This window comes from Paenibacillus mendelii (assembly GCF_024498075.1).
In the GTDB taxonomy this organism is placed as follows: Bacteria; Bacillota; Bacilli; order Paenibacillales; family Paenibacillaceae; genus Paenibacillus_Z; species Paenibacillus_Z mendelii.
In genome coordinates, this window is sequence record NZ_JANHOF010000007.1 from 235,342 (window position 1) to 259,424 (window position 24,083).

At 51.5% G+C, this 24,083-nt stretch carries 22 protein-coding genes; 18 read left to right on the forward strand and 4 right to left on the reverse strand.

Annotation, left to right across the window (positions count from 1 at the left end; translation table 11 throughout):
• Nucleotides 1-501: 501 nt before the first annotated feature.
• The 5 genes from NNL21_RS22215 (at nucleotide 502) to NNL21_RS22235 (ending at nucleotide 3,786) form a co-directional block, all read left to right on the forward strand.
• Nucleotides 502-708 carry a hypothetical protein gene (locus NNL21_RS22215; RefSeq protein ID WP_204820263.1) on the forward strand — a complete coding sequence of 69 codons (207 nt, stop codon included), beginning with the start codon at nucleotides 502-504 and terminating at the stop codon, nucleotides 706-708.
• 165 nt (nucleotides 709-873) lie between these two features.
• Nucleotides 874-1,656: a YheC/YheD family protein gene (locus NNL21_RS22220; RefSeq protein WP_204820262.1), complete on the forward strand. Its 783-nt coding sequence runs from the start codon at nucleotides 874-876 to the stop codon at nucleotides 1,654-1,656.
• A 185-nt stretch (nucleotides 1,657-1,841) separates the two neighbouring features.
• Nucleotides 1,842-2,207 carry a GntR family transcriptional regulator gene (locus NNL21_RS22225; protein WP_204820261.1) on the forward strand — a complete coding sequence of 122 codons (366 nt, stop codon included), beginning with the start codon at nucleotides 1,842-1,844 and terminating at the stop codon, nucleotides 2,205-2,207.
• Between the two features lie 2 nt (nucleotides 2,208-2,209).
• Complete coding sequence (locus tag NNL21_RS22230) at nucleotides 2,210-3,103, forward strand: ABC transporter ATP-binding protein (RefSeq protein ID WP_204820260.1); 894 nt, start codon at nucleotides 2,210-2,212, stop codon at nucleotides 3,101-3,103.
• Nucleotides 3,103-3,786 (forward strand): hypothetical protein, encoded by a 684-nt coding sequence (locus NNL21_RS22235; RefSeq protein ID WP_204820259.1) that lies wholly within the window; start codon nucleotides 3,103-3,105, stop codon nucleotides 3,784-3,786. Before NNL21_RS22230 ends, NNL21_RS22235 begins: the two co-directional genes overlap by 1 nt.
• A gap of 46 nt (nucleotides 3,787-3,832) precedes the next feature.
• Here NNL21_RS22235 and NNL21_RS22240 read toward each other — a convergent pair whose 3' ends face one another.
• Together NNL21_RS22240 and NNL21_RS22245 are read right to left on the reverse strand one after the other, a co-directional pair.
• Complete coding sequence (locus NNL21_RS22240; RefSeq protein ID WP_204820258.1) at nucleotides 3,833-4,339, reverse strand: hypothetical protein; 507 nt, start codon at nucleotides 4,337-4,339, stop codon at nucleotides 3,833-3,835.
• Nucleotides 4,340-4,476: 137 nt separating this feature from the next.
• Nucleotides 4,477-4,827: a hypothetical protein gene (locus tag NNL21_RS22245; protein ID WP_204820257.1), complete on the reverse strand. Its 351-nt coding sequence runs from the start codon at nucleotides 4,825-4,827 to the stop codon at nucleotides 4,477-4,479.
• A gap of 370 nt (nucleotides 4,828-5,197) precedes the next feature.
• Here NNL21_RS22245 and NNL21_RS22250 point away from each other — a divergent pair, with 370 nt between their 5' ends.
• Both NNL21_RS22250 and NNL21_RS22255 read left to right on the forward strand, forming a co-directional pair.
• Complete coding sequence (locus NNL21_RS22250; RefSeq protein WP_204820256.1) at nucleotides 5,198-6,394, forward strand: ParM/StbA family protein; 1,197 nt, start codon at nucleotides 5,198-5,200, stop codon at nucleotides 6,392-6,394.
• A gap of 51 nt (nucleotides 6,395-6,445) precedes the next feature.
• Complete coding sequence (locus NNL21_RS22255; protein WP_204820255.1) at nucleotides 6,446-6,796, forward strand: hypothetical protein; 351 nt, start codon at nucleotides 6,446-6,448, stop codon at nucleotides 6,794-6,796.
• A 177-nt stretch (nucleotides 6,797-6,973) separates the two neighbouring features.
• Here NNL21_RS22255 and modB read toward each other — a convergent pair whose 3' ends face one another.
• A complete protein-coding gene (gene modB, locus NNL21_RS22260; RefSeq protein WP_204820254.1) occupies nucleotides 6,974-7,636 on the reverse strand; it encodes a molybdate ABC transporter permease subunit in 663 nt (220 codons plus the stop codon).
• Between the two features lie 185 nt (nucleotides 7,637-7,821).
• On the opposite strand from modB, the gene NNL21_RS22265 reads away from it, so the two are divergent.
• The 5 genes from NNL21_RS22265 (at nucleotide 7,822) to NNL21_RS22285 (ending at nucleotide 14,217) form a co-directional block, all read left to right on the forward strand.
• Nucleotides 7,822-9,183 (forward strand): extracellular solute-binding protein, encoded by a 1,362-nt coding sequence (locus NNL21_RS22265; protein ID WP_373567590.1) that lies wholly within the window; start codon nucleotides 7,822-7,824, stop codon nucleotides 9,181-9,183.
• A 147-nt stretch (nucleotides 9,184-9,330) separates the two neighbouring features.
• Nucleotides 9,331-10,221, forward strand: a complete 891-nt coding sequence (locus NNL21_RS22270; protein ID WP_204820253.1) for a carbohydrate ABC transporter permease — start codon at nucleotides 9,331-9,333, stop codon at nucleotides 10,219-10,221.
• 16 nt (nucleotides 10,222-10,237) lie between these two features.
• Nucleotides 10,238-11,119, forward strand: a complete 882-nt coding sequence (locus NNL21_RS22275) for a carbohydrate ABC transporter permease (protein ID WP_204820252.1) — start codon at nucleotides 10,238-10,240, stop codon at nucleotides 11,117-11,119.
• Nucleotides 11,120-11,195: 76 nt separating this feature from the next.
• Nucleotides 11,196-13,061, forward strand: coding sequence for a sensor histidine kinase (locus NNL21_RS22280; RefSeq protein ID WP_373567591.1), 1,866 nt, complete (start codon nucleotides 11,196-11,198; stop codon nucleotides 13,059-13,061).
• Nucleotides 13,039-14,217: a response regulator gene (locus NNL21_RS22285; RefSeq protein ID WP_204820251.1), complete on the forward strand. Its 1,179-nt coding sequence runs from the start codon at nucleotides 13,039-13,041 to the stop codon at nucleotides 14,215-14,217. The genes NNL21_RS22280 and NNL21_RS22285 overlap by 23 nt, the downstream gene beginning before the upstream one ends.
• Nucleotides 14,218-14,252: 35 nt before the next feature.
• Here the strand turns inward: NNL21_RS22285 and NNL21_RS22290 are convergent, their stop codons facing one another.
• On the reverse strand, nucleotides 14,253-15,203 hold the full coding sequence (locus tag NNL21_RS22290) for a phytanoyl-CoA dioxygenase family protein (protein ID WP_204820250.1): 951 nt from the start codon (nucleotides 15,201-15,203) through the stop codon (nucleotides 14,253-14,255).
• A gap of 450 nt (nucleotides 15,204-15,653) precedes the next feature.
• Between NNL21_RS22290 and NNL21_RS22295 the strand changes: the two genes are divergently transcribed.
• The 6 genes from NNL21_RS22295 (at nucleotide 15,654) to NNL21_RS22320 (ending at nucleotide 23,901) form a co-directional block, all read left to right on the forward strand.
• Nucleotides 15,654-16,529 carry a helix-turn-helix transcriptional regulator gene (locus NNL21_RS22295; protein ID WP_204820249.1) on the forward strand — a complete coding sequence of 292 codons (876 nt, stop codon included), beginning with the start codon at nucleotides 15,654-15,656 and terminating at the stop codon, nucleotides 16,527-16,529.
• Nucleotides 16,530-16,690: 161 nt separating this feature from the next.
• Entirely contained in the window at nucleotides 16,691-17,698 is a 1,008-nt protein-coding gene (locus NNL21_RS22300; RefSeq protein ID WP_204820248.1) for an ABC transporter permease, read from the forward strand.
• A gap of 73 nt (nucleotides 17,699-17,771) precedes the next feature.
• Nucleotides 17,772-18,644, forward strand: coding sequence for a carbohydrate ABC transporter permease (locus tag NNL21_RS22305; RefSeq protein WP_204820247.1), 873 nt, complete (start codon nucleotides 17,772-17,774; stop codon nucleotides 18,642-18,644).
• Between the two features lie 112 nt (nucleotides 18,645-18,756).
• The gene (locus NNL21_RS22310) at nucleotides 18,757-20,481 is read left to right on the forward strand and encodes an extracellular solute-binding protein (RefSeq protein ID WP_204820246.1); all 1,725 of its coding nucleotides are present in this window, start codon (nucleotides 18,757-18,759) and stop codon (nucleotides 20,479-20,481) included.
• A gap of 125 nt (nucleotides 20,482-20,606) precedes the next feature.
• Nucleotides 20,607-22,394, forward strand: coding sequence for a cache domain-containing sensor histidine kinase (locus NNL21_RS22315; RefSeq protein WP_204820245.1), 1,788 nt, complete (start codon nucleotides 20,607-20,609; stop codon nucleotides 22,392-22,394).
• On the forward strand, nucleotides 22,360-23,901 hold the full coding sequence (locus tag NNL21_RS22320; protein WP_204820244.1) for a response regulator: 1,542 nt from the start codon (nucleotides 22,360-22,362) through the stop codon (nucleotides 23,899-23,901). The genes NNL21_RS22315 and NNL21_RS22320 overlap by 35 nt, the downstream gene beginning before the upstream one ends.
• The last annotated feature ends 182 nt before the right edge of the window (nucleotides 23,902-24,083 follow it).

Below are 24,083 nucleotides of genomic sequence, written 5' to 3' on the forward strand. Positions count from 1 at the left end.
AGGGGAGCTCCCTGACGGTTCTTTTATTGAAATGGGCGATGCAGAGAGTCCACTCGCTGTCAAACCGCATTGAGGGGCTTACGGCAGTAGGAATGCGGGATAGCGGGGGCAATCGTTTGGACACGATATGAATAATGTTATTCTGCTCGCTCACTCAGGTTTGCCGGGTTACTGCGCAATCCGTACGATGACCTGCATAATGCCATGCTGCAATCGGCAGCAGGTATTGCTTCGTAAATAATAAGACGTATGGTACAATACGACCTGACCGGTGCCGATTAAAGACTTACCTGCCAACCAATTGGCCGAGCATGATTACCCGTTCTGGGTTGGATAGGAATTGGATGGTTCAATCCGCGGTGAATTGGATGGTTCTTAAGCGGGCGGTATGCAGTAATGTGAAGATATAAGTCATTGAACAGTCTTTTATGAACATTGAACAAGGCTTGCGGTGTTTGCGATTTCGGGGGCATGGCACAACATAAAGAGGGAGGGGATTTCATGAATGTTTTGATCGGACTCGTGATTGTGTTTATGGTACTTGCCTTGATCACAACCTTTCTTGTCGGGTTCTCGAAGGAAAATAAAGAAGGCAGTCCCACATATGAACAGAAAACGGGAGCCAAATGGGCTCGGCTGTCGAGTTTCTATATTATTGCTGCCGTCGTCTGTTTAGCCATTTTTTTGATGATCATGATGAATGGATAGATGCCGCACGAGGCATGCAGGCTGCGTGGAGACAATCACTGACGGTAACAGTCAGTGATTGTTTTTTTGCAATCCGGCAGAAGGATTAATTTTTATCTTTGAAACTACGCAAACGTACAATTCCTCCAGGTGCGAGATTCATAAAGTATCGTGAGGTGATCCACGTTGCGCTCGAAAACGTATAAGAGCAGTACGATCTGGGGAAAGCTCCGTGTTTGCCGATATTTATCCGCCGACAAATCGACGAGGAGCATGGTTCCAGATACGGTTTTTTTTACCGAATCGAATTTGAAACGTTTGGCCGGGAAATACAGTACCCTCTACATGAAACCGGATATCGGCTCTCTTGGTATCGGCATCTATAAGTTGAGCCGGACGGCGGATGGCTACCGGCTCGTTCGAATGTCGGGAAGGAAACAGATCTCGGAGACGTTCAGGACACTGACGTCCGTATACAAATATGTGAAATCCCTGCAGAAGAAGAAGCGCCTGATTATTCAAAAAGCGATTAGGCTCGACCGGATTAACGGCAGGCCCTATGATATCCGAACGATGGTTCAGCGCAAGCCAAAGGGTGCCTGGACATGCACGGGGTTCATGGTCAAAGTCGGAGGCCGCCACAAAATCGTCACCAACTATTATCAAGGCGGCGAGATTTATACCATTCACAATTTGTTAAAGCAAATGGGGTTTTCCGGGGAACGGTCCTCCGCGCGGATAGAATCGCTCACCCGCAAGGGAATCGCCGTAGCCAACGTATTAAGCCGCAAACGCTCTGGCATGCGCGAGATGGGTATCGACTTTGCCTATGATGATGACAATCGCTTGTGGGTACTGGAGGTCAACTCCAACCATCCTCAGTTCCATCCCCTCAAGAAGCTGGATCGAAGATCGTATAACCGCATGATGGATTATGCAAGAAGCTATGGCAGATATAACGCAAAATAAGCTTTCTTCATACTCTGACTTCATTGCCCCGTAAACAAGACACTTCGTGGGAAGTGCCTTGTTTACGGGGCATTGTTGTGCTTACGGGCATTCTTTTTGAATATAGGCGAAGAATCGGTTGACAGGTGCCAAATTAACCTATATGGTTAGTTGCATAAGTAATTAACCAAAGTGGTGATGAAGCGATGACATCGATAATTGATGACAGCCGTCCGATCTTCGTGCAGATCGCACAGCGGATAGAAGAAGACATTATTGCAGGATCATTACTCGAAGAAACACAAGTACCTTCGACAAATCAGTTTGCTTCGTTGTATCAGATCAACCCGGCAACTGCGGCGAAGGGCGTTAACTTACTCGTTGACCAGGGCATTTTGTACAAGAAGCGGGGGATTGGCATGTTTGTGGCAGAAGGCGCTCGCCAGAGATTGGTGGAGAATCGGAAAGAACAGTTCTATGAGCAGTATGTTGTGGCGATGATCCAAGAAGCGAATAAGCTTGGCATTACGGCGGAACAGCTGGCTGACATGATTCGAAGAGGGGATGCGTAGCGATGCAGAGCGCAGTTGCTGTAAGTAACCTGACGAAGACGTATGGCAAGGTCGCGGCAGTAAGCGAAGTCAGCTTTACAATGGAGCCTAACAAAATATACGGACTTCTCGGACGGAATGGCGCCGGCAAAACAACGATTATGCATATGATTACGGCGCAGCTGTTTCCGACTAGCGGCGAATTGCGCGTGTTTGGGGAAGCGCCCTATGAAAACGCGAATGTCCTCAGTCAAATATGCTTTATTAAAGAAGGCCAGAAATACCCCGATCTCTTCCGGATCAGTGACGTGCTGGATGTAGCGGGAGGGTGTTTTAAGAATTGGGATAATGAGTACGCCTACTCCTTGGTTGAAGAGTTTCGGCTTCCATTGAAGAGACGGATGAAGAAGCTGTCCCGGGGCATGCTCTCCTCCGTGGGGATCATTATTGGGCTAGCCAGCCGCGCACCGCTCACCTTATTCGATGAACCTTACTTGGGGCTGGATGCGGTGGCCAGAAGCCTGTTCTACAATCGATTAATTGAGGATTATGCGGAACATCCACGGACCATTGTACTGTCCACACACTTGATCGACGAAGTCAGCCAGCTTCTGGAGCATGTGATGGTCATTGATAAAGGGAGGCTCATTCTTAATGAGGAATCCGAGATGCTTCGCGGCCGTGCGCTTACGGTTATCGGCTCGGCAGCAGCTGTTGAATCCTTCGCAGCGGGCAAGGAAATGATCGAACGCGAAGCTTTCGGGAGTCTGATGAAGAGCACTGTAATGGGAGGAATAGATGAGGATGAGATCAGACGGGCAAGAGCACTTGGTCTCGAGACGACGGCCGTCTCGCTCCAGCAGTTAATTGTTCATCTCACGAACGGCAATTCGGAGAGGGGAGCGGTTAGATTATAATGAACGCCATGACCGGTATATTTAAAATCCACTTGAAGTACAAAAATTATTGGTTCACTTTGCCGTGGTGTATTCTACTGTTAAACTTCAGCATCAATTGGACTATAGGTTATTTTTTTGAAGAGGAGTTTTATACAGGCGGATTAAGTTCAATCTATGTTTATATATTCATTATGGGAACCATTCTGCTGCATCAGACTTTTCCCTTCGCGATTGGTCTAAGTATTCGCAGAACGGATTACTATTGGGGAACCGCCGCGATCAGCGTTATTGTGACTCTCTTATCATCGATTCTGTTGATGCCGCTCTCCATCATTGAAACCAAGTTCACCGAAGGCTGGGGAGTCAGCTTGCATTACTTTAATTTGCCTTATTTGAGCGATGGCTCCATTCTCGAGCAAATGTGGATTTCATTTGTACTGCTGCTGTTCTTTTTTTACCTCGGATTCGTCACAGCCAGCGTACATCGGCGGTATGGGAAGATCGGCTTGCTCTTGTTATCTGTGGCCGCCTTTCTAGCCTCCAGTCTTGGAATCTTCCTAATGTCGTACTACAAGTGGTGGGGCAGCCTATTTACATCGATGGCTGATTTGTCCGCCTTCCAGATCGCTTCGTGGACATTCCCGATCACCCTCATTCTCGCAGGAATATCGTATCTATTGCTTCGGCGGTCAACCGTCTGAAGACAGGAAAGCCTCCCGGCATGGCTGCCTGGGAGGCTTTCATTCGTTATACTTCTTTCTTACGCATAATGATCATCAGGGCCCCGATCAGGATGACTGCACCGGCTAAGAACGGACGTCCCAGCGTGAGATGATTGAGCAGCGACCCGACGGAGAAGACGGCGAAGAACAGTAGTGACAATACAGTCAGGATGTTGATTGGAATAAGCAGCCACCTGTTACGGCCCCCAAACCAGTACAATTCGAATAATCCTACCGCTGCAGCGAGAATAAAGCCCGGCCACGTATAGCCCCAACTATCGAACAGCATAGAGACCTGACATACAAGGCCTGCGGTGAGCAGCACGCCGCCCGGAACCAATAGTCCGACGCCTCTTCGGTTGGTCATAAAGAAGTACAGCCAGTGAAAGAACAAGCCCAGCGGTATAACAAACAAGGTTGGCCAGAAATAGCCGAATATGGTCCCTGGTCCGTAAGATTCAGGCCCGTTACTAAATAATAAGTAGGCGCCCAATAGGATCAGTAAGGGACCGAAGATTGTTCTTGGATTCAATTTATTTTCCTCCTCGATTAACGTCTCATTTGTTTAAGCATAGCACTGCAATGGAACGTTTGTCGTCATTCTCGAGGAGGAGACGGTCTCGTTCTAGAGAAGTTATTTTGTCCATGTTGCATATATAGGCGTCAAAGTTATTCTCCTAGCGGAATTCGATATTGAGAATGATCTTCTATGATATGCTCACCCTGCTGGTAGACCCATTTGAATTGGAACTGGCTGCCCTCATAGCCTGTACGGGTACGAATATCTGGCACAATAAGGGATTCGAGATTGTGAGTTATGGTTTGCTGAAGTTCATCGAAACGAAGCTTGTTTGCTTCGCTTTGTTTCCGTGCGCTGTCCTCGTCCATTGTCTGCATGAAATAGGCAGTGGCAATATCCGCTTCACTCATGTCATCGGGAAGTGGATGACCGGAGCCGCGAAAAACCTCTTTCACCGTATTGATCCAATCTTGGTACAAATCCATTGTAACTTCGAACATGTTCAACTACTCCTTTTCTGCTGCGTGGAATGAATCCCGTCAGTTGCTAATCTTGCTTCTGTTCGCCCGAATACGACGGTCACTTCGTATACTGTGCTATAATACGGAGTACTACTACATGTTAATTATTGTCTATATATTCTTTCCTAACGTCAAGGAATCGTAAACGAACCCTGTAAACGTACCATAATTTTTCTCTGTTAGAAACATTAGAACGCCTTAACCTTTCGTGAAGCAGCAGGAAAATGCCCCATGGAGATGGAATTAATATTAAACATAATACGAAGTAGAACTCGTACTTCGAGTTTAAGCAACACGAAGTATGGTAAAGTAATGCTTGATAATACCAGGTATAAAGGAGGAAGTAATCATGAATTATCATTTTTTTGTAGGCAACGATAATGGTAACAGCGAGCATGACATGATTGTTGATGGCCGATTAATTCAACAGCCGAATGTCAATTGTACGGTAGACGTACTGCCGTGGAGCGAGGAGCAATCGCCGGAGAGCTTCATCAAGAATCTCCAGGAACAGTTAGTTGTTACGATCGATTCGCCTGCGACTCGTCCAGGCATGTACTATGTTGGTAAATTCGCGCTGGAGAGCGGTGAGATTCTCGATAACCTGCAAATCGGTATCGATTTGAAATGTGATATGGATTTGCCGGTCGTTAATACACTTGCCCAAATCGCAGCTGTGGCGGTTCAGAAGGCGTATGACGAGGAGAAGAAAATTCCCGATCAAATTGATGTGGAGATCGATATGGCAACTGCGCTGCCGGTTACCCAGCATACGGATGAGAACGCGGCTAAGTTTGAGAAGCGCTTCATGTCCGGCACACATCATGTTACGGTACACTTGGGCATTCATCGGGTTGCGGTCAAGCTCGTCTTCTCGTTCACGAAGGTCGTTCCGGAAGCAACGCCGGTCATCTTCACGCTGCAGAAGGATGCTGACGGCAGCTGGCGCGATGGCGATATTTTCAAGGATTTTACCGAGACATACGGGCTGGAGAAGAAGTTTAACGGCAGTTATTTCAAGGATAAGCGGATTCTTCATGTCGATATCGGAGATGGTTCCACAGAATACCCGATTACCGAAGGGAATAAATTCCTTCGCCAGTTCGTTCATGGCAGCCATCATGGCATTGGATACGCCATCGAGGAAGCGCTGGATGATTTCAATAAACAGATTCACCTTCCCGACAGCCCGCGGCAGTTCTTCAGCGATGTGATTAAGAACACTAAACATAAGTACCATGCCCGTGCGCTCCGTACCTTGAAGCGTCCGCTAGAGAGCCAAGCCAGACAGATTATTCAGAACGTGAAAAGACAGCTCACGAAAGCGCGTAATGAAATCGACGTCATCTGCGTGTATGGCGGCGGAAGCATCTTGCTGCATACGATTCTAAACCCGCTGCTCAAGGAGCTATGCGATGAGCGGGAGATGAAGCTTCTCTATATCCCTTCGGAGTTCGCGGTTCAATTGAACGCGATGGGCCTTGATTCATTCGTCCGCGGGAAAATTTATGAAGCGCTGAAGAACAAAGCGGCTCTGCCTGTATAAGCCGAGCAGAGGTTTCTTTGATAATTCAAGGATTGGCAGAAGGTGACAAGGATGAAGAAAACGAAAGAACCCGGCGGCAATATAAGTTTGAAGACGAAGAAGAACGAGGATCCCGCCATCATGCAATGGCTCAACGCGCAGACCAACCTGATGGATTCCATCCGATATCTGATCGAGAATGAAATCCGTCAGAACGGCGTGCGTAATTTGCAGGCATTCGTTCCTGCCGAACGCGCTTTTGGGGCTTCGAGTCAACCGCTGTCGAATACAGGTGTTCCGGCTTCGGGGGCGGCAGGCTTCCAACAAGAGGTCGCAGCTGGTATTGAAGAGCCCGAATCACAGACGCCTGAGCCGGCGGCAGAAGACGATATCGATGACGATGATATTGAGTCGTGGACATAGAAATCACATAAGTAATACTTAGTAATATGGAATATTACAAAGACGCACTAAGTAAAACTTGGTGCTTCTTTGTGATGAGAAAATAGAATTACTTGATATGACTTAGTATTACTTACGGAAAAGGCTTTCTCCGATCTAACCGGGGAAAGCCTTTTTTTCTGTAGATTTTCACTTTATCTAATCCTTTGAAAACCGGTTTGCAAGCATGAGCATGATGAAGGAAATCAGGATCATTGCCCCGGCCCAGGCCCAAGCCAGCTGCATTCTGTCGCTGTCTACCGCGATATAGATGGCCGTTGCTATCGTCTGTGTTTGGCCAGGAATATTTCCGGCAATCATTAGAGTTGCCCCAAACTCGCCAAGACCACGCGCAAACCCGAGGATATAGCCCGCTGTTAAGGTTCGTACGGCTAACGGTGCCGTTATGTATCGGAATACTTGCCACTCCGAGGCGCCAAGAGCCCGTGCCGAATCCTCGAGCTCGTGATCCACGCCCTCGAAGCCGGCTCTCATCGTCCGGTAGGCGAGAGGGAAGGCTACGACAGCCGCTGCTATGATTGCCGCTCCTAGCGTGAAGACAATCGGTGCGCTGAACAGCTTCTCGTAAGCTATTCCAACCCAGCTTCGCCTGCCCAGGACGACGAGCAGGATAAACCCGATAACTGTAGGCGGCAATACAAGCGGCAGCAGGAGCAGCGTTTCCACGATATTCTTGAAGGTAAAGCGGGCGCGGGCCATCCACCAGGCTAACATCATTGACAGAAAGAAAACAAGGATACTTGCTGCGACCGATATTTTTATCGATATGATGATCGGTGCGATGAATTCATTCCAGTTCATAATGTTCATCCTAACTAAATCTCATCCTTATACATAGTTCCCATTGAAGGTATCGTACCATATTGAAGTGATGGATCGTAAAGAAAATCTAAAGAAAGCAAACCTCTTACCTGAAGTTCCTGCATTGTAAGGGCTATCATTCACCGCGCATAATAAAGCTATAAACGAACCGAGGGGGACTACAAGTGGCTAACAAATTTAACTTGATGAAGCTCGTTCTGGCTGGCACACTGGCGCTTACCTTAACTGCATGCGGCAGCAGCGGAACGAATAACGGCAATAGCGAAAATGCGGCGAAGCCCGACAATACAGCGGCAGGCAGTACGAATAAGCCGGAAGATACGAAGAAAGACAACGTCACCATCACCTTCCAAAACATCTATCCCGATCCGACCGATCCTAAGAATGGCATGATGAAGAAAATCGTGAAGCAATACGAGACGGAGCATCCGAATATCAAGATCGAGCTGGATTCACTCAATACGGACCAGCAGAAGCTGAAGCTGAAGACACAAGCCGCCTCCAAGGAGGTGCCGGACATTACAATCGTGAATCCGGCGGCTCAGATGCAGCCGTTCGTTGAGGCCGGATTGTTCGCACCGCTGAACGACATGGTGGAGCAGAATGGCTTGAAGGATACGTTCCAGGAAGGAATTCTGGATTGGTATACGTTTGATAATAACTTGTATGCACTGCCTGATGGCAACAATATCGGCGTTGTTTACTACAACAAAGAGCTGTTCGAGCAGGGCGGCGTCAACGTACCGACTACATTCGAGGAAATGGTCGATGTGGTGAAAGCCCTCAAGGCTAAAGGCATTCAGCCAATGGCGATTGGCGAGAAAGATACATGGACCGGTTCATTCTTATTCATGAATATGCTGCTTCGTACGAATGGCGGTCCTGGCTTCCTTCAGGATGTTATCGATGGGAAGAAAACGTTCGAGGACCCGGCTTTCACGGAGGCTGTTAGCAGCTTTGAAGATCTGGTTCAAGCCGGCGCGTTCCAAGAGGGAGCAACGTCCTTCGACTACAATGCAGGCGAGAACCTGTTCAAAACCGGTAAAGCTGCGATGTACTATATGGGCAGCTGGGCGACTGGCGGTATTGAGACCTCCTCTGTTAACGGCAAAGTCGGCGTATTCAAATTCCCGACGATCAATGGCAAAGGCAATGCGGATGAGTTCATGCTAGCTCCAGGCAGCGGATTCGCAATCTCCGCGAACAGCAAGCACCTGCAAGAAACGAAGGATTTCCTGAACTACTTCATGATTAATTTCCCGAAAGAAGCATTCGCCGTGAAAGGCGCGGTAGGGATTGCACAGAAGGTGGATGGCGATTTCAAGGCAGCGGGATACTCCGACATGGCTATGGAAGTGCTCTCCTTGTTCCAAAGCGTGAAGGGCGGCGATCTGGCGTTCGATAACACGATGAACCCGGGTACAGCGCAAGGCCATCTCACCAGCATTCAGAATCTATTCGTACAGAAGACAGACCCCGCTGACGTGGCGAAGGAGCATCAATCCGCTTACGATAGCAACAAGTAAGTGAAACCTAATCGATGTGAAGGGGTTCATCAGATCCCTTTCACATCGAAATTGTTTATGCCAAGCGAAGCTTCATACAACAACCTGTTTTGTTGCGAAGATGATTCACAGTAGTAATGCTCCCAAAACTTTTAGGAGGCGAGAAGGTTGAATGTGCTCAGAGTCTCCAAATGGACGATAGCCGCTTTCGTGCTGCCATGTTTGCTGATCTACGTTGGCCTAGTGTTTGTACCGATCCTCGTCTCGATTTATAGCGGATTGCTGGATTGGAACGGTATCGGTGAATCCAAATTCATTGGATTGCAAAATTTCCATAAGCTCTTGTTCGACGATCCGGTATTCTGGCCTTCGGTTCGCCGTACACTCATGTTCGCCGTGTTCTCCATGGTTGAAATTCCAGTCGCGCTGTTCGTGGCTATTCTGCTTAACCGTTTTATCAAAAAACCGAATTTTCTCGTATCCAGTTACTTTCTGCCCGTTATTCTATCGGTCGTCATCATCGGTCAGCTGTGGAAAACGATCTATAACCCTGCTGCGATGGGGGGCATGCTGAATCAAGTTCTCGAAGCGGTGCATCTGGACAGCTGGACGCGGTCCTGGTTGACCGACCCGAGCGTCGCGATGTACGCGCTCTACTTTGTCGCCCTTTGGCAGTACTTGGGCTATCATACGCTCATCCAGTTTACCGGTATACAGAACATCCCGGCTGATATCTATGAAGCGGCTAAGATTGATGGTGCCGATGGCCTGCAGGCCGACTGGTATATCACCCTACCGATGAATATTCCGATTATCAAAATATCGATCGTTCTCGCCTTTATCGGCTCGCTGCAGGCCTTCGACATGATTATGGTTATGACGGGCGGCGGACCGGCACATGCGACAGACGTGATCTCCACCCACATGTACAACATGTCGTTCTTGTCCATGAAATATGGATACGGCAGTGCGATTGCTGCTTTCTTAGTGGTCTTATGCTTGCTGGCGACCCTCATTATCAACCTCGTCTTTAACCGGCTGGAGAAAAAATTTACGTAGAGAGGAGGATGTGGCTATGAGTCAAGCCATTCAAGCAGCGACCGGCAACCGCGCCGTGAGGATCGGAAGAAAACCGTTCTCTCTGACGCGGGTGATCGTGATCGCGTTATTATCCGTACTATTCGTCACGCAGCTGTATCCGCTCCTCTGGCTGCTGATTTATTCGCTCAAGAACAATGAGGAGATTCTATCCGGGCGCTTCTTTTCCTTGCCGGCTTCCCCGCAATGGGTCAATTTCACCAATGCGATCGAGTCCGGCAACTACTTCAAATATTTGTTTAACAGTCTCTTCGTGACATCGGTGACGATGATCGGCGTGCTGCTGCTAAGCACACTTACATCATTCGCAATCGGTCGGTTCAGATGGCGTTATGGGCAGGCGGTTCTGGTCTTGTTTCTGGTCGGAATGATGGTTCCGATGCAGGCGACGCTGCTGCCCCTGATGATTATTTTTAAGAATATGGGCATTCTGAATACGCATCTATCGCTTATTCTGCCGTATATTGCCTTCCAGACGCCGATCGCCGTATTCATACTGAGCGGTTTCATGAAATCCATCCCCCACGAGATCGAGGAATCGGCGGTGGTCGACGGTGCGGGCATCTTCCGGATCTTCCGGAGCATCATTCTGCCGATATCCGTTCCGCCGATGATGACGGTATGCATCCTGACGTTCATTAATATCTGGAATGAATATATTCTGGCGGCAACATTCATCTCCTCGGAGAGGCTCAAGACGCTGCCTTTCGGCGTAAACAGCTTCGTCAGTCAATATTCCGTCAATTATGGAGCGATCGGGGCGTTTCTGGTGCTTGGCGCGCTTCCGGTTATTATCATTTATTTCTTGCTGGCGGACAAAATAACGAAAGGCATGGTAGCGGGAGCGGTGAAAGGTTAATTTCGCCACTCTCCTTCTTTTTGTTACCTGTGATAAGATGTGAGGAAACGCCGCACAAGAAAGGGGACGACATCGATTGGCACGGTCACGGGGCATGCATTCCATTCATAACCGGCTGTTCCTGTTGTTTCTCTCCTGTATGATGGCACTTCTCATCGTCGGTAGCTATTTGTATTATCGGAGCACCACGGAGATCATTCATGACAAGATCGGAGACATGGCCGAGAAAAATATTTCGCAGACAGCGGGTCTGTTCGACCTGCTGCTCGAAGGATATGACAGCGTTACGAAATCGCTCAACAGCAATTATGAGCTGCTGCGTCTGCTGGAGCTAAGAGAGAAGGAGAAGAATCCGGCGGTCAGCGCGAATATCGAACGGTCGATTACGAATATTCTGGGTGCTGTGTTCTATTCGCGCGACGACATCATCGGCATTCACGTTGTGACCCATAAGGGGAAGCTATACAACTACGAGAAACGCTTCGCCGGGGTAATTGATCCGGATTATAAAGAATCGGGCTGGTTCCAGAAGCTGAAGCAGTCGAGCGGCGAAATGGTATGGATGGGATTGTACGACGGCTCCGTCATCAATACGATGCAGGAAGAGCCGGTATTTGTCTTTGGCCGGCAGCTGTATGACTTGAATACGTACAAGAGGATCGGGGTGGTCTTTATCGAAACCGACCCGAAGCCGATTATGTCGGCGCTCTCCAATGTGACGATTAGTCCGAACAGCCGGGTGTACATCGCCGATAACGAGGATCGGATTATTGCTACAACTGAGAATGATGGGGTAGCTGCACCGTCCTTCAGCGGCTTGCCGCGGCCGGATCGCGATCATGTGATCGTAGACAACCGGACCGACCAGCTCATCGTCGCTGCAAGAGCGGAGCTGGCCGATTGGACGGTCTTCGGATTAACGCCCAAAGCGGATATCAACGCAGAGGTCGTGAAGGCGAGAAAGTATTTGCTGATCGTCATTGTCTTATTCGTCATGATGTCCACGGCGCTGGCATCCTTAATTTCCCGGAACATTGCTTCGCCGCTCAAGCTGTTGATTCGTCAGATGCGGCAGGTCGAGATGGGGAATTTCAAGGGTACGGTGAACGTCAATTCATTCGAGGAAATCAACAGCCTAGTCTCCTCGTTCAATCGAATGGTAAACCGCATGGATGAGCTGATTGAGCGGATCACGCTCGCATCGATTAGCGAGAAGAATGCGGAGCTGCAGGCGCTGCAATCGCAGGTCAATCCGCATTTTCTCTACAATACGCTGGATATGATCTACTGGATGCTGGACGAGAGGGAGAATGATCGGCTGGGGAGGGTGATTCTCTCACTGTCTCATATGTTTCGCTACAGCAGCGACTGGCAGGAAGCCTCCCGGACGACGCTCCGCCAAGAGCTCGATCAGATGCGTCACTACATGACGATCATAGAGAATCGCTTGGAAGGAAGGGTACGGACTGAGGTTCAAGTGGACGATGCCTGGCTGGATATAACCCTTCCGAAGATGACCATCCAACCGATTATTGAGAATGCGGTAAAAAGCGGCCTTGAACCGGTGAATCGCCCCGGCTTGCTTCGGGTCTATACGGAAACGAGCGGGCAAGAGCTGCATATCGTCATTGAAGATAACGGAATTGGCATGGATGAGCACACGTTAACAGCCTTGCAAACGGCCTTGTTGGACGGAAGCTCCACGCCTGATAGGGATGACGGCCAAGAATGGTCGGCAGACAGTGGAATCGCAGGTGCATCCAGTGCCATGAAGCGCAAGGGAATCGGACTTCCCAATGTGCATCGCCGTATTGTCCTCATGTTCGGGGAGCAATATGGACTTCGGGTCGAGAGTGAACAAGGTAAGGGAACGACGGTAGTGATCTCCATGCCGCTTCCCTCGAAAGGCAGGATGATCGATGAACATACTGATCGTAGATGATGAAACGACGATACGGGAAGGAATTCAGCGTACACTGCACAATCGGTTTCCGCAATACCGTATCTTGCTGGCATCTAATCCGGAGGAAGCCGCGGGGCTGCTGCGCATTCACCATATCCACATCGTGTTGACGGATATTCTAATGCCAGGCATGACGGGTTTGGAGTTTATGAAAATATCCCGCCACCGCCATCCTCATGTTAAATGGGTGGTCATCTCCGCCTACTCGGAATTTGCTTACGCCCAGGAAGCGGTTCGTCTTGGTGCAAAGGATTATTTGCTCAAGCCGATCGGCAAAGAAGCGTTGACCGAGATGATCGGAACGCTGGGTGAAGAGATTGCCCGGGAAATAGAGTTTACAGAGGAGGCAGAGCTGCTTAAGGTCGGACGTAAATACTTACGCGAGGCTGTTTTTCAGCGGTTCGCATCTGGCTTGGATACCGGTCGTATCGACTTGGAGCCATTCATGGAAAGTCATCCGTCCTTCTATCTCATCATGGTGAAGATGGAAAGTGACAAGGTCGTTCATCTGGAGCATTTCATTATTGAGAATGTGCTTAGTGAGCTGATAGAGAAGCATGGCATGGGGTTTGTGGCGATTCATGACCATAAGAGCATGCTGGGTCTGATCACGGTTCCAAACAGGGGGATATTAGCCGTTCTGCTCGACGAGCTGAGATCGCATTTAATCCGTTATTTGAAAGTACCGTTCCAAATCATGCATTCCGAGCTGATCGAGCAATTCGATGCCGTTCCAGAAGAGGTCCGGCGTATGAGTCAGGCCTCCTCCACACAGGTGTATGAACACTATGCCTCAGGCGGCGAACGCGCCGTAGAGGTGGCGCAGCAGTATATAAGGACGCATTATCAAGAGGATTTATCGCTGGAGAGAGTGGCATCGCTTGTTTATTTGAATCCGGCCTATTTCAGCCAGCTGTTCAAGCAGAAGACGGGCCATGGCTTCAAAGAATATGTGATCCAGCTGCGGCTGGATAAAGCCGAGAAGCTGCTGCATAATCCGAAGCTGAAGCTGGCTGAGGTCGCCGAGCGGATCGGGTATCAGGATATTCGGCATTTTGCGACGGTATTCAGGAAGAAGTTCGGTGTGTCGCCGTCGGAATATCGGCAATCATGCGTGAAGACCCCCACGTCTTAATGAGACGGGGGGTCTTCGCGTTTATTTTAGCTGTATTAGCATATTTTGTCCTGCTGCCAACGGATGGAGGCATCGAAGGGCTTGTAGTCGAACGATTCATTCTGCCAGTAGTACTGAAGGTCGGTTCTGCTCCAGCCCTTGTATAATTCTTCCCATACATAAGGTCCGTGTGGAAGCAGGGAATTGTTCTCGATCGGCGCGCTCAGCGGCTGGTAGCGATAATCGCAGGAGATGCGGAGTTGGTTCGGGACTTGGTTGGCCGTTGATTTGTGCACCGTGTGGCTGTGGAACGTAAGAATATCGCCAGCCTCGTAATCGCAGGTCTGCCACTCGTAATCCAGCCCGCACAGAATGCTCTCCAGTCCGCCTGCGCCAGGAGCGTTCGTAACGCCAAGCAGCCCTTCCTGCCGGCTTCCCTTCAACACGGCGAGCCCGCCAAGTGATTTGGGGATATCTCCGATCGGCATCCAGCACGTCCACGTATTCTCTTCGCCTTGAATATGCAGGAAATCCTGATGCGAAGGCGTCACCTTCTGATCGCGATGCGGAATCATGATCCGGCCGATGTTGCGTGGATGCACGAAGGGCGTCTCGCCGAACAGCATGCCGTACAACGACAGCATTTTCGGATCATGGGCGAGGGCGTGAAAGGATTCCAGCTGTTGCACTTCACGGTATATATGCATCGGGACCCCGACGCCGTTCCAGGCAATTTCGTCCTGCGAATAACGATGTGCCTGTTCCGGCAGCGTCATGCCTTCCATCAAGGGACGTGTTGGATCGAGCAACCCATCGCGCTCCACGATCTCCAGAATGTCCTTGCGCAAGTTCAAGACGGAATCCCGGTCCAGAAATCCGCGCAAAAACAAATAGCCATCGGCCGCGGCTTGCGCCCGCAGCGCCTCGGGATCGGTGAGCAGAGGCGTAGCGTCTTGGAGCTCCGACGTAATCGGTTTCTTATCGTTATCAGTAGAAGGGTGGGACATGGGATTTGACCTCCTAAAAGTTTTTGCGTGCTTCGCCGACGTCAGTCGAGCAAAAACTGGCATCGGAAGCATAGGCTTAAAGTTTTTGCGTGCTTCGCCGACGTCAGTCGAGCAAAACTGGCATCGGAAGCATAGGCTTAAAGTTTTTGCGTGCTTGCCCGGGCGCCAGTCGAGCAAAAACTGGCATCGGAAGCATAGGCTTAAAGTTTTTGCGTGCATCGCCCGACGTCAGTCGAGCAAAAACCGACATCGAAAGCAAGTACTTATGTTTCGTGGAGTGATACTGCGATGAATCAACATCGCAGCAAGCTGTATCCTCTTAAAATATCTTATAAGGACAGCATAGTACGACTGCGCGCGGACGTCTTTGGCTGCGGTAGGATTCATTTGTACTTTATCGGTCGATATGCTACATTGAGGGCGATTATGACCCTGATGGGAGGCATCTGTATGATGATAAATAACGATATGACCGGGGAGGTATTGCAGCCTGCCGTCGGATATGCCAATCGGCTCATTTGCAGCGGAGGGGAATCGTTCGGCCCCCGTTTCATCCACGATCATCAATTTATCTATGTAGAGCGGGGAACTGGCGCCGCCGTCATCGCCGGACAACGGTTCGAGGTCGGACCGGGGCAGCTCTATTATTACGGTCCCGGCGAGCCGCATTGGTTTCGAGCCGATGACAATGATCCATTTACGCTATTCGGCCTGCATTTTACCCCATATGCACGGACTGGCGAGGAAGAGGGCGGATTCGTGATCGAGCCCGCGCACAACTTGACCGACCTTCATCATGTACCAGAAGGGGAGCCCCGCCTGCCGGGTATCGCGGTCTGCTGCGAGACCGAGGGCTGGCCGCGTGCGTTGTTTCAGGAAGCGGTCGCGGAATTTCGCAAGAGCGATCCGTTCAGCGCGCTTATTCTGCGCGGCATCCTGCTTCAACTGCTTGGCCGGACGGCCCGTACGCTGGCTGGCGGCGAACATACGGACGACCCGCGGCATCTGCATATTTCGTTCATTAAAGGCAAGCTCGATGAGCTCGCCAGAGAAGCATACGATCCGGGCTGGCTGGAAGCTTGGTCGCCCTATGGGCATGATTACGCCTCCCGGCTGTTCCGCCGCCTATACGGTGAATCTCCGCACAGCTACCACCTGGCGCGCAAGCTGGATGCGTCCAAGGCAATGCTTCAGGAATCCGACCGGTCGGTAACCGCCATTGCCGCTGTACTCCAGTTCAACAGCGTGCATTATTTCTCCCGGCTGTTCAAATCCAGGTTCGGCGAGAATCCAAGCGATTACCGCAATCGCTACCGGTGGCTGTAGAGCAGCGCGCTTCCATCCATTTGTTAGGATGATTTCCGAAGGTCTTCTTCGGCGAATACAGTTCCACCGTGTACATTTTCAATCGCACAATGAACATTCCCTGGAAACAGCCGTGATAGAATGAGCCATAGTAAGCGCTATCATATGAGGGAGGAACAAGCATGTCCGAAGCAAAAAGGCCATCGGCTGGCAAGACGGCAGTAGTAACCGCAGCCGTTACGGGAAGTGCGGTGACGGCAGAATCGCCTGGCGGTGTCCTAAAAAAGTCTTTATGGAAGCGCATCCAACAGCACCGTACGCTCTATTTGCTGTTTATTCCTGTATTGGCGTACTTCCTGGTGTTCAAATATTGGCCGATCCTGCTGGCGTGGGTCGTAGCCTTCAAGGAGCTGCAGCTGGGATCAGGGGTATTCGAGAGCCCATGGGTTGGCTTGCAAAACTTTAAAGACATCTTCCTGTCGCCGGACATTCCGACAGTCATTCGCAACACGATCGAAATTAGCGTGCTGCGGCTCGTATGCGGCTTCCTGCCGCCGATTATTCTGGCGATCATGTTCCACGATATGGCGACCAGACGGCTCAAGAGATGGCTGCAGACACTCGTCTATATCCCGCATTTCTTCTCCTGGGTCATCGTGTTCGGCGTTGTGTTCGGCTTTTTCTCGGTTGGCTCCGGTTTTGTCAATAATATGCTGGCTTCGTTTGGATTTGACCGGCATGAGTTCCTGCTTGATTCCTCGTGGTTCCGTCCGATTCTGATCGGTTCGGCGCTGTGGAAGGAAATCGGCTGGAGTACAATCATCTATCTGGCCGCATTGTCCACTGTCGATTCGCAGCTGTATGAGGCAGCCGTAATCGACGGCGCCGGTCCGCTCAAGCGCATGCGGCATATTACGTTACCAAGCATTATGCCGGTCGTCACCTTCGTGCTGTGTATCAATCTGGGCTTCCTGTTGAACGCAGGCGGCGAGCAAATTCTGTTGTTCTATAACGATGCCGTACTCGACAAGGCGGATGTCATCGATACATGGGTGTACCGGGAAGGCTTAGCCAGGCTTCAGTTCAGTTTGGCGACGGCAGTCGGGCTGTTTCAATCGGTGATCGGGCTTGCGCTTGTCGTGATCTGCAACTATTTCGCCAAGAAGATATCAGGTCGCGGCATATGGTAAGAGATTTTGCTATTGAAGCGAGTATTGGCTCGGCTAACGTCGGACGAAGCACAGAAAACCTTTAGGAGGAGCTATGTATAAATCCAGGTCGGAGAGAACCTATCAAATCGTCATTCACGTCCTCGTCATCCTGATTGTCATTTCGGCGGTTTTCCCGCTGCTCTATGTGCTCGGTATGTCTCTGACGGGTCAGGTGGAGATGATGAAACGCAACTATTTCGTCATCATTCCACATGAACCGACCTTCGCAGCCTACGAACGCATTCTTGTGTCGCCGCTTATATGGAAATCGTTCGGCATCTCAGTCTTCCGCAGCGCCATCGGCACCGGCCTCATGCTGCTGCTGACCGTCGTCGGCGCCTACGTGCTGTCGGTGCGTACCTTGCCGGGCCGGAATATCATGCTGTTTCTCGTCGTCGCGACGATTCTGTTCAATGCGGGCCTAATCCCAACGTATCTGGTCGTAAAGCAGCTTGGCCTCATCAACTCCGTCTGGTCGCTCGTTCTGCTCTATCTCGTGGATAGCTTCGGCTTACTCGTCATCAAAATTTTCATCGAGAATCTGCCGGACGGACTGATCGAAGCCGGCAAGATCGACGGCGCATCCGAGATGCAGATGCTGGTGCGCATCGTCGTGCCGCTAGCTGCTCCGGCGCTGGCTGCCATTGGCTTGTTCAGCATGGTGTTTCATTGGAACAGCTGGTTCGATGCGATGGTGTACTTGAATGATGCGAATCTGTTCCCGATGCAGCTCATTCTGAAAAATATGCTAACCGCCGCTTCGAGCGATGCTATGCAAGCGCTGGTTATCAACGGCAGCGCCATCACGCCGGAATCGATGAAAATGGCGACGGTTATTGTCGGAACGCTGCCGATTCTGATGGTGTATCCGTTCCTGCAGAAGTATTTTGTCAAAGGGGTTTACATGGGTGCGGTCAAAGGCTGATCGCACCGGCAAGCAAAAGGCAAGGTGCATGGAGTTGCTAACGAAGCACCGCGGGCTTCTTGGCATAGATGAATGCAAGACCACCAAATGAACAAGAAGAGGGGATACAAGCATGTTCAGAAGAACGACCGTCATCGCGATTTCGTTGATGCTCGTCTTATCGCTGGTACTCGCTGCATGCAGCGACGGAAGCAAGGACTCGAACTCCGGCAACAACGGGAAAGGCAATCAGGCCGAAACGGGAGGCGACAAGCCGGATCAAGCTTCTGGCGGCGCTGCCGACGAAGCGGCTGGGGTCGTCAAGCCCGAGGATCTCGTATTTCCCGAGAAATTCCCCGACGTGCCGAAAGCCGTCGATTACGACAAGAGCTATGCCTATGACGACATGAGCAAAAATTACACAATCGACATCATGATCGGCGGCTTCATTAATCAGCCTGCCACCCAAGACATGATCAAGGAATTTTACGAGAAAACATTCAACGTGACGCTGAAATTCACCAATCTGTCCGCCGAGGACCTGGTTAACAAGACGAATGTCCGCTTTGCGTCAGGCGATGCGCCGGATGTCGTCCTGCTGGGAGACAAAGCGATTGCGCAAGCGCTGTTCAAGCAAGGACAGCTGCTGGAAGCGACGGAGATTCTGCCCTATATGACGCAGATGATGACGTACGTCACGCAGGAGTATAAGAACTGGTCGACCGATAACGGCAATATGGTAGGCATTCCGCGTCTGCCGGTATTCCCGGACGTATGGGGCAACTTCATCCGTCAGGATTGGCTGAAGAAGCTGGGCATGGAGATGCCGAAAACAGCGGATGAGGTATTCGCATATGCCAAAGCGGTTACCGAGCAGGATCCGGACGGCAATGGCAAGCCGGATACGTATTTCATGGGCGCGGCCGGCGGCGGTCAAGGCTTCGGCATGATGGCCGGTCTGATGGATATGTTCGGCCACAGAAGCTGGAACGTCAAGGACGATAAGATTAACCATCCGATGCTGGATGGCACGATGAAGAGCTACCTGGAATTCATGAAAAAGCTGAACGACAACAAGCTGCTCGCGCCGGACTGGTACACGATTCAATGGGAGCAGTTCAAAGCGTACACGCTGCAAAACAAAATCGGGATGGTCAATTACCCGGGCTGGAACCTGCTGCAGGAGCAATATTCCGCTTCGCAGAACGATGTCAAGACGATCGAGAATTGGGCGCCTGTACCGCCGCTCTCCGCCGTAGCGGGTCAAGAAGGGCTCATGCCTCCGGGCGGATCGCCGGGCGGAATTTACGTCATCTCCAAAAAAGCCGGCGAGGATCAAGGCAAGCTGAAGCGGATCGCCCACTTCCTTGACGCGGTGCAGTATCCGAATAAATATTATTGGGTTGGCAACCAAGGCGGCGGTCCTGAAATTTGGCCGGACTACACGAAAGTTGTCACGAATGAAGACGGCACGTACTACTACGAATCCGACATGGCCAAACTGCAAAACGAAATGAAGCCCGAGCTGAAGGGCATGATGGACTGGCAATCCCTCGGCTACACGCTGATCTGGGAGCGCCACCGTTATTCGCCGGACGTGCCGTACAACGAACCGGGTGACAAATACCAAGATATCGTGCGCGCTTATCCGCGCCAGAAGAACTATGACATGCTTCTTAATCTCGACGGTCCGACAATCAACCGGTTGAAGGATTTCACCGAGAAGAACGAAATTGCTTTCGTACTGGGCAAGCGAAGCTTCGACGAGTGGGATAAATATGTGGACGAATGGAAGAAAGCCGGCGGCGAGAAGCTGATCAAGCAAGCTGCCGAGCAGTTGGAGGCAGCAGCCCCTTAACCGTAAGCTCCGGGCTGCGCGTATTGTATGCCAGGTATATAGCCTGCCGCTTGACCAATGGACGGCTGGCTATATACTTGATACTACATACAAGCGCAACAACGGAGATTGAAGGGGGCTATACAATGCGGGGCGGACGGTTCGGAGCGCGGACGAAGCTGCTGATTTGGCTCATTATGCCGAGCCTGATCCTGGAGGCGGCGGTCATTCTATTGGCGCAATCGGGCACGACGTCTTTTTTGCGTCAGACGCAGGATAGCGCATTGAACGGGATGGTCGTGCAGTCGGTCCGCATGATGGAGAATCAGATGAACGATCTGGTGCTGAATGTGCTCGGCATCGAATCGGAGATTTTATACGGGCAGCAAGGGCCTGCCGATTGGATACGCATGATGGAGGCGGCTGCGCTGACGCGTCCTGAGCTCGTGCGGGGCGTCGTTTATATCCGGAACGACGGACTTGTTGCCGGGTATCCGGAATACTACTGGGATAGCTTTGGAGATAAAGAGATTGCCATCATCAAGAACCAGTCTTACAGCTCCAATACCGGCGTGGTCTGGTCGGAGCCGTTCAACTCGACGATGGGATCCACGGGGCTGACTAGTCTGGTCAGCATCGTCACCAAGCAGGTGGTCGACGAGGAAGGAAAGCAAGAGGGCGTATTGGCCTTCGTAACCGATGTGACCAACATCGTGCAGCGGAGCGCCGCGTTCGCAGGCAGCTATGATACACGGACGCTGCTGTACGACCGTAACGACAGGCTTATTTATTCCATTACCATTGTTGCCCGCAACAGCTATGAGACGCTGGAGTATGCGGAGCGCAATACAGAAACGCTTTCGCAAGCCAAGACTTATTTCGAGCGGACCGGACAATATTACGTCATCTCCGACATGAATCATGCGCCGTTCTGGAAGGCTGTCGTCGTCGGCGACGTCAAGACGCTAGAAAACAAATACCGGCCGGTTGTGAAGTTCGCGATCATGATTTTACTGCTTGGCTCAGCCGGCCTTACTTTCATATATATCGGCGTTTCCTGGTGGTTTACTAGGCCAATCGAATCGCTCACCCGGGGTATTCGACACATCGCCCGGGGTCATCTCGACCATCAGTTCGAGGTGACGCGGCAGGATGAATTCGGGGAGATGGCGCGCGAATTTAATCGGATGATGCGGACCATTCAGGAACTGATCGAGACGCTCAAGCAGACGGAGGAGCAGAAGCGGCAGGCAGACTTTCAAATGCTGCTGTCGCAAATTAATCCCCACTTTCTGTACAACACGCTCAACACCATTGATATCATGGTCGATATTAGCAGCAAAAGCGACGTCCATCGCGTGATGGCTGTCCTAATCAGGCTGTTGAAGTACGGGCTGGACCGGACGACCGTGCTCCGGCCGCTCAGCGAAGAGATGACTTATGTCAAAGATTATTTATATATATTGTCAGTCCGTTATGATAACCGGTTCGAATTCACGGTCGAGGACCCCCCTGAGTCGCTAGCCTCTATGCCGGTACTCAAGCTGGTGCTGCAGCCGATTGTAGAGAATGCCGTGTTCCATGGACTTCGCCCGTTGACGGACCGGAGAGGGAAGCTGACTGTTAGAGCATATGTATATGGGAACGAGCTAATTATCGTCGTCGATGACAATGGCGTCGGCATGACGAAGGAGAAGATCGCCGGGCTGATGAAGGGCGGTCTATCCACGGAGGAGACAGCCTCTGCAAGCGGAGGCTTCCATATTGGAGTGCGCAACGTTCACGAAAGGATTCAGCTGTACTATGGTACGGGATACGGTCTGTCGATCGTCAGCGATCCTCTGGCCGGGACGACCGTGACCGTGCGCCTTAGAATCATCGAAACGGGGGATGCAGCGGATGGAGGAGCAAACCGTCAAATTACTGCTGGTTGACGACGAGCCTTTTGCACTGCTTCGGCTTCGCAGCTTCGGGCTTGCTGCCAAGGGATTCGAAATCGTTGGAGAGGCGGAGAACGGCCTGCAGGCGCTTCAGGCTGTAGAACGACTCAAGCCGGATATTGTCGTAACGGACATCGGCATGCCGGTCATGGATGGACTGGAGCTGCTCAAGCGGTTGCAGACGATGCCGTCGCCTCCGAAGGTTGTGCTGCTCACGTGCTACGAGGATTTCGAGAAGGTGCAGCTTGCTCTGCGGTACGGAGCCGGCGACTACCTGACGAAAGTACTTCTTAGCGAGGAGGAATTTGTCGGTGTGCTGCAGCGGACGGCCGATATGATTCGTAAGGAGCAGGTGGATACCGAGCAGCTGATCCGTCTGCTGCTGCAGGAGCTGCTGCTGTTCCCGGCGGATCAGATGCCAGATAAGCTGAAGCAAGCGGGATTTATACATGACGGCTATGCGCTGTCTGTCATAAGGACCTCGCGGGCGCTGCCCGATGAGGCGGCCGAGGATTGGTTTGACGCAGCGTGCTCGGATCCAAGGTATCGTTATCTGCCGATCCGAATGGCACCTGATATCTGGTGTCTATTCTACTATGTGGTTGACCGGGAGAGCTTCGCTTCCTTCTACAGCTGGTATTACGAGCAGTGCGGCCGCGTCAGCGACAGGCTTCGCAGCCGGGCGGATGCCGGATCCGATGTCGATTACGTCATGAGCATAGGAGCCGTCTATCACCGGACCTCCGATATGCATGAGGCATACAGCCGGGGGCTCGCATTGTGCGAAGCGGGTTTCTATGCCATGCCTGGCGAGACTGTACGGGAACCGGGGACATGCGAGTATGAGCCGTTCCCGCCCGAACGGTTCCGCTCGCTCCTGGCGGCAATCGGCGAAGCCGCCCTGCGGGATGATGGTCAGGAGGCAGGAGATCGCATCCGGGAATGGGCCGAGCTGATTGGCGGGGAATATCGTCCCGTTCCGATTCAGGTCAGGCGGATGGCGCAGTCGATCGCCGCCCAGGTGGAATCGTTCAGCTGGGAGAAGAGCGAGGACGATGAGGCGGGCTGGCCGCCAGAGCGGTTCAAGCAAGCGGCGGGATCGGCGCTTCACGCTTCCGTGCTCGCTTGCGAGGCGCGGCAGCTCGCTGCTCTCATGGCGCAGCGCAAGGGCGGCAATGCCGGCCGCATGCGCAAGGAGATCAAGGAAGCGCTGCGCCTTATTGCGCGTGATTACGCGCAGATTGAGCTAGCCAACGCTGCACGGCAGGTTAACTTGAGCCCCAGCTGGTTCGCAGCGCTCTTCCGCAGTGAAACCGGCAAGAGCTTTCATGATTATGTGCAGGACTGCCGGTTGGACCGTGCGAAGAGTCTGCTTCGGACGACCGATATGAAGGTATACGAAGTGGCCGATCGTGTGGGAATACCCAATTCTCGGTATTTTTCACGGCTGTTCTCCGAATATGCCGGTGCTACACCGCTGGATTACCGGAAGGGCAATTAGCGCTGCGGGTAGAAGAATACTGAAGGGGCACTGCAGCGCTAAAGCTTACAGCATCATCTATCAGATAGCCTGCAAACCGCCGCCAATAGGCGATTTTATGCAGCGTTGCCGGAAGAACACATAGGCTTCCAATCAATCATGAGGCCGCCGCAAGAAACGGCGGCCTCATGATTGAGCTTCGG